Genomic DNA, 17023 nt, shown 5'->3' with positions numbered 1-17023 from the left:
ATCAGATCTTGAGCGCGTAACCGGGCTATGAGCTTGTTTAAGGTTGTAGCAGACGGCAGGCATCGCGTAAAGAACCGATGTCTGGACCTTTGGCTGCGAGAGGCCTGAGCGGTGCCCTGTGAGTCTGCTCGATGGGCTTCGTGATCCAGGTGGTTCCTGGCGGTGCGGGCGGGTCGCCCTCGTACCGGGGTTGTACTCGGGCGGGCCGCCCGTGCCGTCAGGGGCCGCCTGGGCGCGAAGACCGCGAGCTTGACTTGCAGGACACCGCTCAGGGATCGGGCGGGCACCAGGTGTCGGACGTCGGGCCGTTGGCGGCGCCGCAGAAGCCGTGCACCGACTTGTCGACCTCGCCGCCGGCCACCCCCATCACCGCGACCGGCTTGTTCTGCGGCACGTTCCGGCTGATGTCGCCGCCGTAGTCGATGATGCCGGTGACGCCTTCGAGGTACTTGTTGACCTGCTTGCCGTCCGGGCGCGAGGTGTGGATGGCGGTGATCTCGCGCCAGATCGCCCCCGGCGTCACCGGGATCTCGGCGGCGGTCTCCCGCAGGTACGCCGCCGCGACGATCATCACCTGCGCGGCGTCGTAGGCGAGCGCGGCGTGGCCGTCGTACGAGCGGCCCTCCGGCGTCCGCTCGAACGGGAACAGCGTCTGGTCCAGCGTCGTGTAGAAGTCGAGCGCCGCGCCCCGCGGCTCGGTGACCGGCGCGGTGGCGAACGACATGAAGTAGTACGGCAGCGCGCGGTTGCGCTGGCGTTCGCCCTGGTCGGCGACGAACCGCGTGACGTCGTCGTCGCCGATCACGGTGGCCCGGCTGCCGCACAGCGCCGCGCTGCTGATGAACTGGCCGAAGTCGGGGACGCCCCGGCCGGCGAAGAACACGAAGCCGTCGTAGGAACAGGTGTCGCGGCCCGCCGCGCCGGCGTTGCCCACCAGCGTCTCGCCGTACCGCAGGTGCGACGGCGGCCCGCCGGGCCCGCCGTCCGGCGTGAACGCCCGCGCCTCGACCTGGAAACCCTTGTCCCGGAACGACTTCAGCGTGTCGTCGCGCAGGTTGGTGCTGTAGACGTCGGCGTCGTCGTCGGAGTAGTAGACGCGGATCACGCGCGGCCCCGGCAGCTGCTCGACGAACCCGGCCGCCACCGCGGCCTCGCGCCGGTTCTGCGGCGTGACCTGGAAGTACATCGGGTTCAGGTCGGCCAGCGGGTCGGCGGACAACGTCGAGGCGACCATCGGCAGCCCGGCGTTGGTCAGCGCGGCGATGGTCTGCTGGGTCGGCTGGCTGCTCAGGTCCAGCCCGACCACCCCGACGATGCTGCGGTCCTGCTCGGCCTGCTGCCGCAGCTGGTTCGCCACCCGCACGCCCTGGCGCATGTCGCGGCCGGCGTTGGCGATGAGCAGCCGGACGATCGGGTCGGCCGAACCCGGCGCGTTCAGCTGCCGCAGCTGGGCGACCGCGAAGCCCTCCAGCGATTCGCGCTCGCTGGTCAGCCCCTCCGCGAGGTTGTTGGACGACGTCAGCGCCTCCAGCGCGACGAGCGTGATGTACGGCCGCTCCGGGTGGGCCTCGTGCAGCTTCTCCGCGCGGTGGTTCTGGTCCAGCACCACCGCTTCGACCTGCCGGATCGTCGCGTCCGACGGCTGGAAGAGGTCCTGGGCGCCGTCCGTGGTGCCGACGCACTCGCTGCCGGTCCAGGTCAGCCAGGGGTTGTCCGAACCGCAGTGCTCGGCGTAGGTGTCGTGGCTGCGGTAGGCGACGAACCCGGCGACCAGCGCCACCACCACGACCGGCACGCCGATCCGCGTCCACCGGCTCGCCCACCACGGCGGGCGGACCTGCCGCCGGAACCGGTAGTCGCTGCCGAGGGTCTGCAGCATCTGCTGGACCTTCGGCTCGTCGGCGTCGGCGGGCGGCCGGACGCCGATCGGCAGGTACCACGCGGTCGGCTGCCGTTCCCGCCGGTCGCGTTCGAGCTGGTTCTGCCAGGCCACGTAGGCCGCGCGCGCCTGCTCCGCCTGGAACTGCGGGCGGCGCGAGGTCGGCACCGCGTCCGGCGGCGGCGCCGGGCTGGCGCTGACCACCAGCAGCGGGTCGAACAGACCGACCTGGTTGCGGACCGAGTTGACCAGCTCCAGCAGGCGGTAACCGCCGTTGCCGACGCTCACCTCGTCCAGCAGCAGCACCGGGTAGGTCATCCGGCGCCGCCGCCACACCCGCCACGGCCGCAGCCGGTAGGCGCGTCGCAGGTCCTCGAGGAAGGCGTTGAGCAGCAGCCGGCAGACGTATTCGGGCGCCTCCTCCTGCCACTGCCCCTCGGTGAGCCGCCGCGCGAACCGCACGAAGCTGCCGGACATCTCCGGCGCCAGGTGCGGCTGCCTGAGGAACCAGCGGTACCGGCCGGACAGCAGCGGGACGCGCCCGGTGACGGCGATCCGGAAGGTCAGCAGGGTCAGCCCGCGCACGAGCAGCGAGAAGACCTTCCAGATGCCCTGGTTCTCCGGCAGCTGCTTGACCGCGTCCTCGGCGGACGAGCTGAACCGCTCGGCGAGGCTGATCCGCCGGATGGCCCGCCGCAGCACCCCGTCGGGATCGTCACGGCCGTCGTAGTCCTGCAGCATCAGCCAGTAGACGAGGTCGAACAGCGGGAACGGCAGCCGGCTGGTGTGTGCCGTCGCGCTGTCACCGAGCTCCTTGCGCGCCTCCCGCAGGACGTCCCGGACGACGGTGACGGAGTCCGCGGTCGCCGCTCCCGCCTCGTCCCGGCCCTCGTGCTCGGCGAGCCCGGGCCGCGCGTACCGGATGCTGCCCTGCGGTTTCGCGGTCTTGAGCCGATCCGCGACGGCGGCCAGCACGTCGGCGCTTTCCGGCGGCCGGACCAGGCACACCATCGGCAATCCGCGCCGTTCGGACCGCTCGTCCTGGTAGTCCGTCCACTCGCACTGTTCGTCGAGTTTCCGCGGCCGATCCCCGAATCGCGGCCGCAGGCACAGCGCACCGAGCAGTTTCACCAGCGCGTCGGCCCCGAGAAAGCCGAGCGGTCCCGTTCTCCCCATGGGCCCAGAATGGCACATTGGGAGCGCGGCTGGTCCCGGAAATGTACCGACAATGCCGGAACCGAAATCCTATCCCCGCTGGACGTCGGGCCCGCCGGCGGCGGCCGGACCGGTGTAGCGCGCCCCGCCGAAGGCGAGAATCAGGTAGCCGATGATGGAGAACACGAACAGCCCGAAGAACCCGAAAACCCCGCTCTTGCCGAACGCCTTCGCGACGTCGATCGAGACGATGATCGCCACGACCAGGTTGACCACCGGGATCAGCAGCAGGAGCAGCCACCACCCGGAGCGGCCGGCGACCTTCAGCAGGATGTAGGCGTTGTAAATCGGGATGATCGCCGCCCAGCCGGGCCGCCCGGCTTTGGTGAACACCTTCCACAGCGCGATGATCGTGAGCACGGCGAAGATCAGGCCGGAACCGAACCCGATGCCGAGGCCGAAGACGGACGTCGAGTTTTGATCGTTCATGGAGCGGGAGTGTCCTTCCGGGAGCGTCAGTCGTGACGGGTGACCTTAGCGTCGACCGAATCGGCTCACCGCAGGTGGGCGGTCATTTCCCGCGGCTTTCGAATATCGGGCGGCCCACCGCATTCGAACGGGACGGGATCACGGGCGTTGCTCAGCCCAGCCGGCCGGCTTCCGCTGCGGCCCGGGTCACCGACTCCGCCGCGCGGCGGGACGAGCCGGTCAGCTTCCCGCGGGCCATCGCCAGGAGCACGGCCGGCTTCGGCGGGAACGCGCCGAGCTGGCTGAGCATGGTCAGGTCGTCCCGCACCGCCTCGTGACTCGTGACGCCGTCCGGGCCGACGCGCAGCACGTGGATCTGCTCGAAGTCCATCGCCCGCCCGGTGGCGGGCAGGATCTTGTCGGGCTTGCCGTCCCGGAAGCGGACGAACGGCCGGTTCTGCACCCCCTGCATCCGCAGCCGGACCCAGGCCACTCCGGCGTCGAAACCCGCGTCGAGCACCGGGAACCGCAGATCGTCGAAGGCGGCGCGCATCCAGGCACCGGAGGCGAGCAGCGCGCCGGGCCCGGGCACCGAGCAGGCGGGCGGGGCGTCCGCGGCCTCCCGGTTGACGAACGCCGGCGCGGCCACCGACCGCGCGAGATCGGGATCGCCGGTCACCAGGACCCGGAAGACGTCGATCGCGGACTGCAGCTCGGTGCTGGTGGTCACGGTTCCCTCCTCGGACCGGACCGCGCTGATCCGGCGTAGCCCCATCTAATGATAGTAATGCGTTCCAGTCAATGTGACGCATGACGGTGAAGTACGCTGAGTGACGTGACGCGCCCCTACAAGTCCGCCAGGCGGACGTCCGCGGCGGCGGAAACCCGCCGCGCCGTGCTCGCGGCCGCACTCGCCCTGTTCGAAGAGCGGGGCTACGTCGGGGCAACGCTGGCGGAGATCGCCACGCGCGCGGAGGTGGCGGTCAACACCGTCTACACGAGCGTCGGCGGCAAGCCGCAGCTGCTGATCGAGCTGATCCGCGAAGCCGCGAACAACGACCAGATCGACGACTCGCTGCGCAGGCTGAACACCGCCCGGTCCGGCCGAGAGGTCATCGCCGAAGTCGCGGAGGGCACCGCAACAGTCTTCCGCGACCGCGCCTGGCTGCTGGGCGCGCTGTACGACAACGCGGGCACCGAGCCGCTGTTAACCGAGGCGGTGGAAAGCGCCGAAACGGCGTACGCCGACAGACTCGCCGAGGCGGCGTCCCGAATAGCGGCCCTGGGCGAACTCCGCGAGGGGGTGGACATCGCGACAGCGTCGGACATCCTCTGGTTCCACTTCGGTTTCCGCCCATGGCGAGACCTCCGCACGCGAGGCTGGTCCTGGCAAAGAGCGACCACCTGGCTGACCACCCAGGCGGGGCACGCACTGCTCGCCGAGCCACCAGCTCAGTGAGCGTCGGTTCGCGAGCGACCACAGTGGACAGTCCGCGGCCGGTGACTCCGTCTTCTTCTGGGACGAGACGTTCGACCCGGGCTGCTACCGCCACGTCGTACATCTCCCCGGTTTTGTCCCTCTCCTGGCATCGATCTACTGAACGATGCGTTGAAACACTGGGCTCGCGAGACTGACGGTCAGCACCCTGGAAGCGGGCTGCGAAGCCATAATCACTGGCAGTAGATCTACGGCCAGTCGCTCGAGACGGCGGTGTATGAGACATCTGACGAGAATTGGTTGAGCTGGGGCGCGACCTCCACACCGCGCGTTACGATGGTGGTTACAGCCAGCGCGGCGATGGCGACGGCACCGCGCCGGAGAACGATCGGCGAGTCGGCCAACCGGTGAGGCGGGTCGTCGGAGGCCCGCCAGTGCTCACTCACTTGGTCGGTGTCCGTGCCCCGAGGATCTTCCGGCTATCTTCGGTTTCGGATTCGGCGTCCTCATGGTGGGCGTCGGCGTCAGCCGCCGTGACCTTGTGCAGCTCATCGGCTGCCTGCCGGACGTCCGCCGCCGTGCGCTGCAGTCGGCCAGCGATGTTTTGAAGGCCGCCCAGCTGACTCACGACAGCCACCAGTTGCTCGGCGGTCACAGGGAGGTGAGTGAGTTTGTTGGCAGCTCCTTCGAGTACATCCGCGTTGCCCTCCAACGCGTTCAGATCCCTGGTCGTTTGTTCGAGTCGGCCGGCGCTCGCCGGGAGATGTGCAAGTCCGGTCGCGACGTCATGCAGGAGCGCCGCGTTGTTCACCACCTCGGCGAGTTGGCCGGCCGTGGCGTGCAGTTCCTTGGTCTCGGGCGCAAGAAGGATGAGCTTGTCGGCGGCATCCTGCAGCGAGGCCGCGCCGCGTTCGAGCCCTCCGAGTCTTTCCGCGGCGTGTTGAAGGAGTTCGGCGCTGCCGCGAAGATGAGCCAGTTCGCTCGCGGCCCGGTAGAGCATCTCGGCTGTATCCATGGTGATCGCCGAGCCGGAGCTTCTGGCCATGCGCAGTTCGTCGAGTAGTTCCTTGATCAGTTCGGCCGCTTCGGAGTCGGTCCGTTGCAAGCGTGCGAGCGCACTGTTGACGGCTGTTTCGCGAGATTCAAGCGCGTCCCGGATCATCTCATCGAGACGTTCCTCCGTCAGTTCGCGCAAGCCGCGTAGCCTTCGGATGCCATCGCGTTCGCGTTCTTCCTTCCACCTCCGGAGGGTCGCGGCCGGCCACGTCGCTGCGGCACCGCGTTCATCGATCACTTGATGGTGCGCATGACAGAGGAAGATCAAGTTATCGAAGTGGTCGCGTTCCTTCGGCGTCATCTTCGGCTCGTACCGCTCGCCGGTGGCGTTCAGCGCGCAGATATGGGCGATCTCAAGAGCGATCTTGTAACTACCCTCGACCCGTTTGACGATCGGGTCCGAGCACTCGGGCCAGTAGCACGTACCTGCGCTGAGTGAGATCAGTGCAGCTCGATCGCCTCGGGTGTAGTCGCGGTTCCCGCTCAAGACGTCTCCTTGCCACCCGCTCGTCGTCTGGAACCTTAACGAGGCATGCTGAGGAACGTCGTGACAGATCTATGACGAAAAGTGTCCACTCTTCGTGGCACCGCCGAGTCCGGCGAACTCGACGGTCTGACCGGGGTTTAGCTACCAACGGCGACCGCACCTGGCTCGACGTCGCGTGAGGGCCGGGGCAGCGACTCGCCCCCACTCACATGGCTCTCATACATCTCTCCAGTCACCTTGATCACGTCGGGATCACGGCTGGTAACCCGCGTGCGCGACTGGGCGACGGGCGGCTCCGCCGACAGCGGATTTACTAGTCGCTACCGGTCGAGTACTGCTGGTAACCAGGCCTCTGAGTCGCACCACCGGGGAGGGCGAGTTGAACGACTATTTGTCGCTGTTGCCGTCGACCTTGCAATGGGTTTCGAACCAGCTCGGATCCGTCTCGGATGTGCCATGGCCCCTGTGGATCGGGTTGTTGTTCCCGATCTACGTCGCGGTGATCTCGGTGGTCATTTGGTTCCTACGAGGGCGAGTCTGGCTGGTGCACTGCGCGTATCCCAAGACGAGCCGCGGCTGGGAGTGCCGTATCTGGGTTCCCGGAGAGTGGTCGCGGTGCAGGCATCACAACCGGCGGCAGAATTACCGGTTCGGACACTCGGTGAACCCTCAGATCCAACGATGGCAGACCTTCGGCAAGGGTGACGCAATCATCGACCGTTCGGAGCGTGGTGTGGGTCTGTTGAGACTCCGGCCAGCTGGTGCAACGCTGCTCTATCAGCGCGGATACCCGCGCCCGCCGATGCTGGTCTTGCGGCAGTTGCCGGCGGCCGCCGTTGCGGCGTGGCGCCGGATCCGTCAGGCTCGCCTCAAGGAACCCGCCGGCAGCCGATCTGCGGAGGCTGGTGCGGGTTCCGTGCGCACCGATGTCGCAGCTGGACTCGAACGGGTGGTGTCCGCAACTCGGTTCGCGATGATCGCGTTCATCGCGGCGATCGTACTGACAGCTGTGGCGGTCCTGCTGGATGGTGCACCGCAGACAGTTCTACAGTACTTGGCGACCCTGGGTTTCGTGCTGGCCTGGGCGGCGACGAGTTCGGGAATCTACAGTCGCAGCGAAACCTGGCTTCGAGGCGCGTGTTTGAAGAGCCTGAGATGGTGGCTGATCATCTTTGTACCCGTAGGCGTGCTCAACCTGGTTTTCACTGTCGCAAACAAGACTCCGGCTCAGTGAAGCTTGCACCGTTCGAACCCAGCTGGGAGCAGATCTTACGACCCGTCCGCCTTGGCGCGCGGCAGATGGCTCAGGATCAGCCTTCGATCCCGGGGGCGTTCCGGCCCCGGCTCAGGTCGGCTTCGCCGGGTCATGGGGCCTGAACGAGGGTGCGGCCGATGTAGTCGTCCGGGGCGTCTGTGATGCCCGGTAGGACGAAGAAGTACCCGCCGCCTACCGGGAGCACGTATTTGTCCAAGGCCTGGCCGGCCAAGCGGCGTTGCACCGTCGCGAAACCCGTCTCGACGTCGCGCTGGAAGCAGACGAATACGATTCCCTCGTCGCGGTCGGTGGTCGGGGTCGGGTTCGTGCGGAATGAGTAGCCGCGGCGCAGGATTCGGTTCGGCTCCGTCTCCGGGGTTCGCGGGTTTGCCCGCCGGATGTGGGAGTCCAGGGCGACTACTTGCCCGGACGGGTCGGCCGAGTAGTCGAACGCGGCGTCCTCGCGGTCGTGGCCCAGTGGGGCGCCGTCCGTCTTGCGGCGGCCGATGACCGCCTCCTGGCGGGCTGTCGGTTCGGCGTCCCACAGTGCCGGCGAGAAGCGGATCCGGCGCACTACCTGGTAGGTGCCGCCCGCGGCCCAGGCCGGTTCGTCGTCGTCCGCCCAGACGAACCTCGCGGCGACGGCTGGGTCGCGCACGTCCGGATTGCCTTCGCCCTCGCGGAAACCGAACAGGTCCCGGGTCGCCGCGCGGCCGTCGGTTGTGGTCGTGTTCTCCTCGCGGAAGCCGTCGATCCGCCAGCGCGGGCGCAGCGCGCCGCCCACCGGGGCGAGCGCGCGGCGCAGGGCGGCGTCGGCGGTCCGTGCGTCGTGCGAAGCCACCTGCAGGAGCAGATCTCCGTGGCACAGCGCGGGATCCAGGACGTCGTTCGGGAACGCGGGCATCGCGCCCAGCCGCCGCGGTGCGCGCTTCGCCAGGCCGAACCGGCCGTCGAACAGCGACGCGCCGACCGCGATGGTGACCTCGGCGTCGGTCGCGCGCGTCCCGGGGGCCAGGGCCCGGAAGACCGCCTCCGGCGTTCCGGAAACCACGTCCAACGCGGCGAAGACGGCGGCCGCGGGCGGTGCCGTCACCACGCCCGGCTGGTGGGGGACCGGCGCCACGGATGGCGTTGGGGCCGGCGCGCAGGCCGCCACGCCCAGCAGACCGGCGCCCGCCAGCACGGTTCGCCGTCGCACGCTGGTCAACAGCCCACGGCGGCTAGCACGTGCTCGTACCGCGGGCGCGACGGCGAGTCCGGTGGGTACGCGGTCGCCAGCAGCTCCTTCGCCCGCTCGGGCTCGCCCAGCACCAGGAACGCGGCCGCGACGACGACGGGTTCGGCGCCCCACTGGCCGTCGTTGCCGCCGAGCCGGGTGATGACCTCGGCCTTCGGCTCGGCGAAGGCCCGCACCGTGCGCCTCGCGTCGAGGTGCGGCAGGACGCCGGTCCGCAGGTACCCCTCGATCGTCGGCACGTGGGCGGCCAGCTCGGCGGGCGTGCGGAAGGTGAGCACCGGCGGGTTGCGCACCAGCGTGCCCAGCAGCTCGCGCTGGACGAGGTCCGGCTTACCGCGGACGAACGGCTCGCCCCGCAGCTCGGCGGCCTTCGCGCCCACCTCCGGCAGCAGCAGCGAGGTGAACAGCGTGAGCTGCACGGCGTCCCTGGCGTACCGCGGGCGCATCACCAGGTCGAAGTCGATCCGCTGCTTGCCGCCGTCGATCTTCCGCGTGTAGGCGATGCTCTTCGCCGGCCGCGTGAAGCCCTCGGCCCGCAACGGCTCGTCCAGCCGGGCCGCCAGGACCTCGCGGGTCCAGGCCGCCGCCGTCGCGCGGTCGAGGGGACCGCCGTCGCTCGTCATGGGACGTTCCACTGGTACACACCTACCACCTGCCGGCCCGCATGCCTACCGACGCCGACGGCTTCCGCACCCGGTGTCGTGTTGAGCCAGGTGTCGAACGCCCGCTGCTCCGGGGTCAGCCGGGCGGTGCCGCTCTTGACCTCGATGCCGATGAGCCTGCCGTCGTCGGGCCGCACGATGGCGCCGTCGAAGATCCGGGTCTGGCCGTCGTTGCCGGTGACCGTCACCGGCTCGCGGATCACCTCGTAGCCCAGCTCCTCGAGCCGGTCCCAGACGTCCGCTTCCGCCTGCGAGCCCGGCCGCGCCCCGGTGGTGCCGACGAAGTGCCCGGCGTGGTCCCGGATCGAGCCGTCCGGGTACTGGAAGGTGCCGTCGCCGAGCGCGATGCGCCGCGGCTTCTCCGGGATGGCCGGCTTGGCCGACGTGCCCAGCGGGTCGACGAACGTCGTCGGCGCGTCGCCGACGTAGGCGTACAGGTTGGTGTCGCCGCCGCCGAAGCCCAGCGAGTCCTGGCCGAGGAAGCGCTGGTCGGTGGTCGAGTAGTACCGCGAGCGGTACTGGTACAGGCCGTTGCCCTCGTCGTCCCGGCCGGTGAAGCGGGTCGGGTTGCCGCCGTCGTCGCCGGTCAGCGTGGTGGCCCCGAACGGCTGGTAGGTGTACTCGCCGGTGACCGTCCCCGCGCCGTCGGCGACGGCGATCGTGCTGCCGAGCCGGTCGGTGAGCAGCGAGCGGGTGGTGCCGCCGGACGTCCGGGCGAAGACCTCGTCGACACCGCCGGTGAGCAGGTTGGCGCTGGGCGTCCCGCCAGTGAGCTCCTGGACGACGTTCAGCCCGTCGAACAGGTACCCGGTGGTCACGCCGGCGGTGGTCTTGCCGGTGCGGCGGCCGAGGCCGTCGTAGGCGTAGGTGGTGCTCACCCCGGCCCTGGCCGACGACGCCAGCTGCCCGCGCGCGTCCCAGACGTAGCTCGTGGTGCCGTCCGAGGTGGGGTTCCCGTCGGCGTCGTAGGTCCGGGCGACCCCGGCCAGGCTGGTCAGCTGGTTCGCCGCGTCGTAGACGGCGGGCCCGTAGGCCGCCGGGACGTCGCCGCGGGCGTAGCTGCCGCCCGCCTGGGTCAGCCGCCCGGCCGGGTCGTAGGCGTAGGACAGGTCGCCCAGCGCCGCGCCCGCCTTGGCGTACCCGATCGCGGTGATCCGGTCGTCGGCGTCGTAGGTGTAGTTCTGCGCGATGCCGTCGGGCAGGGTGACCGCGCTCCGGCGCCCGGCGGCGTCGTAGCCGAGGGCCACCGTGTCGGAGCCGCGCTGGACCTGCGTCAGTTGGCCGTCGGCGTCGTAGCCGTAGGTGATCTGTGGCTGGCCGGCGACGGTGAGGCCGGTGCGCTGGTCGGCCGCGTCGAAGGTGTAGTCGAGCTGCCCCTGCGGGCTCACCGCGCGGGTGATCCGGTCGAAGCCGTCGACGGTGAAGGTCGTGGTGCCGCCGGCCGAGTCGGTGATCGAGGTCGCCCGGTCGCCCGCGTCGTAGGCGTAGGCGATCTGGCTCTCGGCCGTGCTCCCGGAGACGCCGAACCGGGCCTGGGTCAGGCGGCCGAGCGAGTCGAACGCGTAGTCGCTCGCCTTGCCCCGGGCGGTGGTCAGGCCGGTCCGGTTCCCTTCGGTGTCGTAGGACGTCGTCGTGACGCGGTTGAGCGGGTCCGTCTCCGTGGTCGCCCGGTTGGCCGCGTCGTAGGTGTAGGCGGTGACGCCGCCGCGCGGGTCGGTCAGCTTGACCGGGTTCCCGTTGGCGTCGTACTCGTAGGCGGTCACCCGGCCCAGCGGGTCGGTGATCGACCGGACGCGGTCGTCGGCGTCGTAGGTCGCGCGGGTGACGGCCCCGGCCCGGTCGATCTGGGCGACCGGGCGGCCCGTGCCGTCGGTCACCCGGCGGGCGACGCGGCCGAGCGCGTCCGTCACCGTGACCGGGTCGCCGAGCAGGTAGCCGTAGCTCGTCGCGTGCGAGAGGGGATCGGTCACCTTCGTGACCCGGCCCTGCTCGTCGGTGTCCACAGTGGTCACCCGCGTCAGCGGGTCGGTGGTGGTCCGCGGGGCGCCGTTCGCGCCGTAGCCGAACGTGGTGACCCGCCCGAGCGGGTCGGTGGCCTGGCTCAGCTGGCCGAACGGCCCGGCGTAGGCGTAGGTCCGGGTGCGGGCGGCCGCGGTCCCGGCCAGCTCGGTGGTCCCGGTGACGTCGCCGAAGGCGTCGTAGGTCAGGTCCGTGCGCCGCCCGAGCGGGTCGGTCGTGCTGGTCACCAGGTTGGTGGCCGGGTCCCGCGCGATGGTCGTCGTCCGGGCGAGCGCGTCGCCGAACGCGGCGGTGTCGGACGTGCTGTAGCCCGCCGCGTTGAAGGTGACCCGGCGGACGGTGCCGCGCGGATCGGTCAGCTTGGTCTCCGTCACCTTGCCGGCGGAGTCGGTCAGGTAGGCGAACTGGTAGGTGCCGCCGCCGGCGACGGTCTGCTTGCTGACGCGGCCGTTGGTGTCGTAGAGGTTGGCCAGGTAGACGGTGCCGCGGGGGTCCTTCGCCGTCGCGAGCCGGCCCTGCCCGTCGTAGGTGTACGTCGTGACCGCGCCGGTGGCGTCGGTGAACGTCGAGAGCCGGCCGCTCGCGTCGTAGGTGTAGCCGACCGCGCGGCCCGTGTTGTCCTCGGCGCGGGTGATCCGGTTCGCCGTGTCGTGCGCGAAGCTGATCCAGCGTCCGTTGGGCGAGGTGACCTGGGTGATCGGGCCCTTCGCCCGGACGTGCCCGTCGGTGTCGGCCTGCGCCGGCCCGCGGGTGATCGTCACGGTGTTGCCGAAGCGGTCCCGGATCGCCTGCAGCGGCGCCTCTTCGCCGAACACCAGCGTGGTGCCGTCGCGCAGCCGGAGGTCGAAGCCGTTGCCGTTCCAGGCCAGCACCGAGCCGGCGTACTTCGTCGGCGTCGGGTCGGCGGCGAACGCGGCCGTCAGGTAGTCGGTCGGTCCGGTGCCGCCGGGGGTGATCCGGTGGTACTTGACCTTCGCGCCGTCGGGCAGGATCAGCTGCCCGTCGATCCACTGCTGCTGTGCGTAGAGGTAGACGTCGTAGTCCGAGCCGGTGCCGACGCCGAACGTGCGGCGCCCGGTGTCGGCCTGCTGGTAGGTGCGGGTGACGCCGATCGGCAGCGTGTCGGACACCGTGAGGTCGGTGTGGGTGTCGCTGAGCAGGCCGCTGCCCAGGTCGACGGGATCGCCGCCGACGGTGTCGCCGCCGGGAGCCGGCGCGGCGTCCGGCGGGGCGTCGACGCCCGGCTCGATGAGCATCGCGCCGGTGAACTGGTAGACCTCGGTGCCGGGATCGGGCACGACCTGCTTGCCGTCCGGGGTCACCTTGCCGTGCCCGTAGACGAACCAGCCGCGCCCGGCCGGGTCGTAGTGCCAGAAGTCCATCGTCGCGCCGGGCGGGGCGTGCGGGTAGTTCGGGTAGATCACCCGCGCGCCGGTCGGGAAGACGTAGGAGCTGCCGGGCTGCACGGTGAAGTACGTCGGGACGTTCGACTTCGGCAGCGGGAACGGCGGCCGGTCCACCGGGATGGCCGTGATGCCGAGCTCGGTGACGACCTTGCCGGCGCTGTCGCGGACGACGGCGCCCTTCGGCAGCCGCACCTCCAGCCCGGGGATGGCCGGGGTCGTGACGACCACTTCGGCCGGTGCCGGCGACGCGAACCGCACCATGTGCTTCGTGTCGAGCGCGGTCATCCAGATCGGGTACGGCAGCACGGTGGTCCGCCCGGCGACGAGGTCGACGCCGTCGTCGTAGAGCCCGAACCGCCGGTCCGGGGTGCTCGCGCTCGCCCCGTCGATCCGCAGCACACCGTGGCCGGGGGTGACGCCCTCGAGCAGGAACCGGCCCTGCGCGTCGCTCACCCCGCGGGCCGCGCCGACGGACAGGGTGACGCCGGCCAGCGGGTGGCCGTCCAGGGTGCGCACCCGGCCGGACACCGCGGTCGAGCCCGGCTTCCCTTGCAGCGCCGGGGTTTCGTCCCCGGTCACCGGGGGCAGGTGGGTGGTCCAGTCGGCGCCCGACAGGTTGCGCGCGTCGGGGACCCAGGAGGCGCCGGCGGCCGGGCTGGTCTGCGTGCCGGTGTCGGGCCGCTCCGCCCTCGGCCGGTTCGCGGGCTTGCCGCCCTCGGCCAGGGCGCGCGGGACACCGGGCAGCGGGGGCGCCGCCGTCGCGCGCGGGGCGGACGGCTGCGTGACGAGCGGCTGCAACGCGGCCCGCGTGACGAGCTTGAGGGTGTCCGATCCGGTGTAGGAGTAGGGACTGACGACGATCTCGTAGGTGCCGGTGACCGGCAGCGTCGCGATCGGCACCGACGCGGCGCCGGCGTGCTGGGTCAGCACCGTGCCGTCCGGCTTGCGCACCTCGACGTACGGGTAGTAGGGCAGCGTCGTGCTGGTGGAGTTGAGCGAGAGGTTCTGGCCCGCGGTCCCCGCGTACGTCAGCCGGACGCTCTGCCCGGCACGGCTCATCGTCACGGTTTTCGCGGTGTTGAAGGCGATCGCGCCGCCGTCGAGCTGCTGCGACAGCGTCGCCGAAACCGAGCCGGTCGCGTTCGCCCCCGGCGCGAGGATCAGCCGGTACGTCCCGGCCGCGCCGACCTTGGTGTCGACGGCGCCGCTCTTGTAGACGAGGATGTCTTCGCTCTCGACGCCGTTCGCGTCGACCACGCGGGCGCGGAAGTAGCCGGCCGCGGGGAAGGTCCAGTTGGTGAACCCGATCGACAGCCGCTGGTTCGCCGTCGCGGTGAAGGACGTTTCGACGTACTTGCCCGCCTGCGCGACGGTCATCGTCTTCGCGGCCCCGCCGACGGTCGCGGTGCCGGCGTCGGTCCGTTCGGCCAGGGTCAGTTGCGCCGTACCGGTTTCGGCGAACGGGTACACCACGATCTGGTAGGTGCCGGCGGCCGGCAGCGGCCCGAGGTCGACCTGCGTGGCGGTGATCGTCCCGTTCCGCAGCAGCCCGCCGTCCGGCCGGATGACCATGACGCCCAGGTAGTAGGTGAAGCCGTAGGACGGGAAAGCCAGGCTGAGCCGCTGGTTCGCGGTCCCGGTGAAGCTCAGCCGGGTGGTCTGGCCGGGCCGGGTCGCCGAAACCGTCTTCGGGGTGCCGACGGCGATGGTGCCGCCCGCGGTTTCCGCGGACAGCGTCACGGCGGCGGAACCGGCGCCGGACCCGTCCGGGGTGAGCAGCAGGCGGTACGCGCCGGAAGCCCCGGGCACGAACCAGAACGTGCTGAGCGAGCCGACGTCGTAGGCCGCTTCGACCTCTCCCGTCGGCTTGATCACCTGCGCGAGGACCGTCCCGGGCAGCGTCCAGTTCGTGAAGGCGAGCGACAGCCCGCTGCCGGCCGTGGCGGTGAAGGCGAGCGACGCCGTCTGCCCCGACTGCGGGAGGTTCACGGTGACGGCCGGGCCGGTGGTGGTGAGGGTGCCCGCGTCCTGCCGGGTGGTCAGCAGCAGCGTCGCGGACCCGGTGGTGGACTGCGGGCTCACCGTGATCAGGTAGCCGCCGTCGACCGGCAGTGCGGGGAAGTCGGCGTGGTAGCCGGACGGGCCCGCGTAGAGCGCCGAGCCGTCCGGCTTGGTGACCGTGAGGTAAGGGAAGTAGCCGAAGGTGTACTGGTCGAAGTCGAGGCTGAGCTGCTGGCCGGCGACCCCCGCGTAGGTCAGCCGGGCGTCCTGGCCGGGCCGGGAGATGGCGAGGTTCTTCGGTGCGCCGAGGGTGATCGCGCCCGCTTCGAGGGCCGGGGACGCGGTGACCGTCAGCGAGCCGGTGGTGGCGTCCGTCGAGCCGACCACCAGCGTGTAGGTGCCGGTCTGGCTCGGGACGAAGTCGTAGTCGCCGCCGCCGTCGGACTTGAGCAGGCCGCGCGTGGAACCCTGGGCGTTCCACAGCAGCGGGGTGCCGTTGGGTTCCTTGACCGACAGCGTGAGCTGGGTGCTCGCGGCGAAGGTCGACCCGCTGAACCCGACGCCGATGTGCTGGCCCGCGGTCACCGGCAGCGTCAGCTCCGCCTGCTGCCCCGCCCGGGCGAGGGCCACGGTGACCCCGGCGCCGGCCGGGTCGAGCGTGCCGGTGACGCGGCTGGACAGCGTCGCGGTCACCGAGCCGGTGCCGGCCGCGCTGGGGTCGACGACCACCTGGTAGACGCCGCTGCTGGGCAGCGGCGGCAGCTCGTAACCGCCGTAGAGGTACGTGCTCAGGCGCGGCGCGTCGTAGTCGTTGCGGGCGAAGGGCGCGCCGTAGGGCGTGAAGACGGCGACCGAGTACTCGGTGGTGATCGTCGAGCCGGTGAGCCCGAGGCTCAGCCGCTGGCCCTTCGTGCCGGCGAACCGCAGCAACGCGACCTTGCCCGACGCGGCCACGGACACCGTGGCCGCGGTGCCGTCGGCCGCCAGGGTCGCCGCGGACCCGACGTCGGCGACGGCGTAACCCCTTGGCACGACGACGAAGTCGGTGCCCGACACCGCGGCGGTGCCACCGGGCGTCGCGACGGTGATCCGGCCGGAGGTGGCCGCGTCCGGGACGGTCACGGTGAGGCTGGTGGCCGTGGCCGCGGTGACGCGGGCGCGGGTGAGGCCGAACGTCACGGTGTCGTCGGCCGCGACGGGGGCGAACCCGGTGCCGGTCAAGGTGACCGTCGTGCCGGCGACGCCGGTCGCGGGGCTGAAGCCGGTGACCGCCGGGGCGGCGGTGGCCGCGTCGACGGTGAAGGACTGCTGGCTGGTCGCGGTGCCCGCGGTGGTCGTCACCGTGACCGGGCCGGTGACCGCGCCCGTGGGCACGGTCACCTCGAGGGAGGTGGCGCTCGCCGTCGTGACGGTGGCGGCCTTCCCACCGAACTTGACGGTGTTCGCGCCGGCCGTGGCGGCGAACCCGGTACCGGCGACGGTGACCTTCGCGCCGGCGGCGGCTTGCGCGGGGACGAAGCTCGAGACCGACAGCGCCGAAGCGACGGTGCGGTCGATGGAGGTGACGTTGCCCGAATCGTCGTAGTTGTACCGCGCGGCGGCGCCCGAACCCGTGCTCTGGGAAACACCCTTCACGCGGCCGGCCGCGTCGTAGGCGTAGTTCGTCGGGGTCGAGGGCAGCGCCGCGGCCTTCGCCGTGGCGGCGGCCGGCTCGGCGCCCGCCGGGTGCGTGAACCCGGCGATCTGGCCCGCGATGAGCAGGGCGGCCGCGAACGCGGCGAATCTGGACGACCTGGCCATGAGCTCTAGTCCCCTCGTGCCGCATCCGGTCGGGGAAAGCATGCGCCGGGCCGTGCCCAGATCTTGCCCAGATTCCGCCCAGGCCCGGCACTGTGACGCCGGACCGCGTTTCCCGAACTGCCGTTGTGCGTTGAGGTACCGGCGTAGCACTATGTGTAAC

General features: G+C 70.9%; 9 protein-coding genes. 2 read left to right on the top strand and 7 right to left on the bottom strand.

Annotated elements, in window-relative coordinates:
• Positions 1-268: 268 nt before the first annotated feature.
• The 3 genes from OG439_RS28000 to OG439_RS27990 all read right to left on the bottom strand — a co-directional run bounded on the left by OG439_RS28000 (position 269) and on the right by OG439_RS27990 (position 4232).
• On the bottom strand, positions 269-3055 hold the full coding sequence (locus OG439_RS28000; protein ID WP_326943792.1) for a hypothetical protein: 2787 nt from the start codon (positions 3053-3055) through the stop codon (positions 269-271).
• 69 nt (positions 3056-3124) lie between these two features.
• On the bottom strand, positions 3125-3523 hold the full coding sequence (locus OG439_RS27995; protein ID WP_326943791.1) for a DUF5684 domain-containing protein: 399 nt from the start codon (positions 3521-3523) through the stop codon (positions 3125-3127).
• A 151-nt stretch (positions 3524-3674) separates the two neighbouring features.
• Positions 3675-4232, bottom strand: a complete 558-nt coding sequence (locus OG439_RS27990) for an ester cyclase (RefSeq protein WP_326943790.1) — start codon at positions 4230-4232, stop codon at positions 3675-3677.
• Positions 4233-4337: 105 nt separating this feature from the next.
• Between OG439_RS27990 and OG439_RS27985 the strand changes: the two genes are divergently transcribed.
• The gene (locus OG439_RS27985; protein WP_326943789.1) at positions 4338-4961 is read left to right on the top strand and encodes a TetR/AcrR family transcriptional regulator; all 624 of its coding nucleotides are present in this window, start codon (positions 4338-4340) and stop codon (positions 4959-4961) included.
• Between the two features lie 421 nt (positions 4962-5382).
• On the opposite strand, the gene OG439_RS27980 is transcribed toward OG439_RS27985, so the two are convergent.
• Positions 5383-6483, bottom strand: coding sequence for a hypothetical protein (locus OG439_RS27980; protein ID WP_326943788.1), 1101 nt, complete (start codon positions 6481-6483; stop codon positions 5383-5385).
• A 379-nt stretch (positions 6484-6862) separates the two neighbouring features.
• On the opposite strand from OG439_RS27980, the gene OG439_RS27975 reads away from it, so the two are divergent.
• Positions 6863-7717, top strand: coding sequence for a hypothetical protein (locus tag OG439_RS27975; RefSeq protein WP_326943787.1), 855 nt, complete (start codon positions 6863-6865; stop codon positions 7715-7717).
• A 130-nt stretch (positions 7718-7847) separates the two neighbouring features.
• Here the strand turns inward: OG439_RS27975 and OG439_RS27970 are convergent, their stop codons facing one another.
• Genes OG439_RS27970 through OG439_RS27960 form a run of 3 tightly spaced genes read right to left on the bottom strand, consistent with a single transcriptional unit; the run spans position 7848 to position 16863 of the window.
• Positions 7848-8936: a Dyp-type peroxidase gene (locus OG439_RS27970; protein WP_326943786.1), complete on the bottom strand. Its 1089-nt coding sequence runs from the start codon at positions 8934-8936 to the stop codon at positions 7848-7850.
• Positions 8937-8941: 5 nt separating this feature from the next.
• Entirely contained in the window at positions 8942-9598 is a 657-nt protein-coding gene (locus OG439_RS27965) for a hypothetical protein (protein WP_326943785.1), read from the bottom strand.
• On the bottom strand, positions 9595-16863 hold the full coding sequence (locus OG439_RS27960; protein ID WP_326943784.1) for an RHS repeat-associated core domain-containing protein: 7269 nt from the start codon (positions 16861-16863) through the stop codon (positions 9595-9597). Before OG439_RS27960 ends, OG439_RS27965 begins: the two co-directional genes overlap by 4 nt.
• Between the last annotated feature and the right edge of the window lie 160 nt (positions 16864-17023).

Source organism: Amycolatopsis sp. NBC_01307 (assembly GCF_035975215.1).
GTDB lineage: Bacteria > Actinomycetota > Actinomycetes > Mycobacteriales > Pseudonocardiaceae > Amycolatopsis.
Note: the sequence above shows the minus strand (reverse complement) of the source record. Positions and strands in the feature narration are given on the sequence as shown.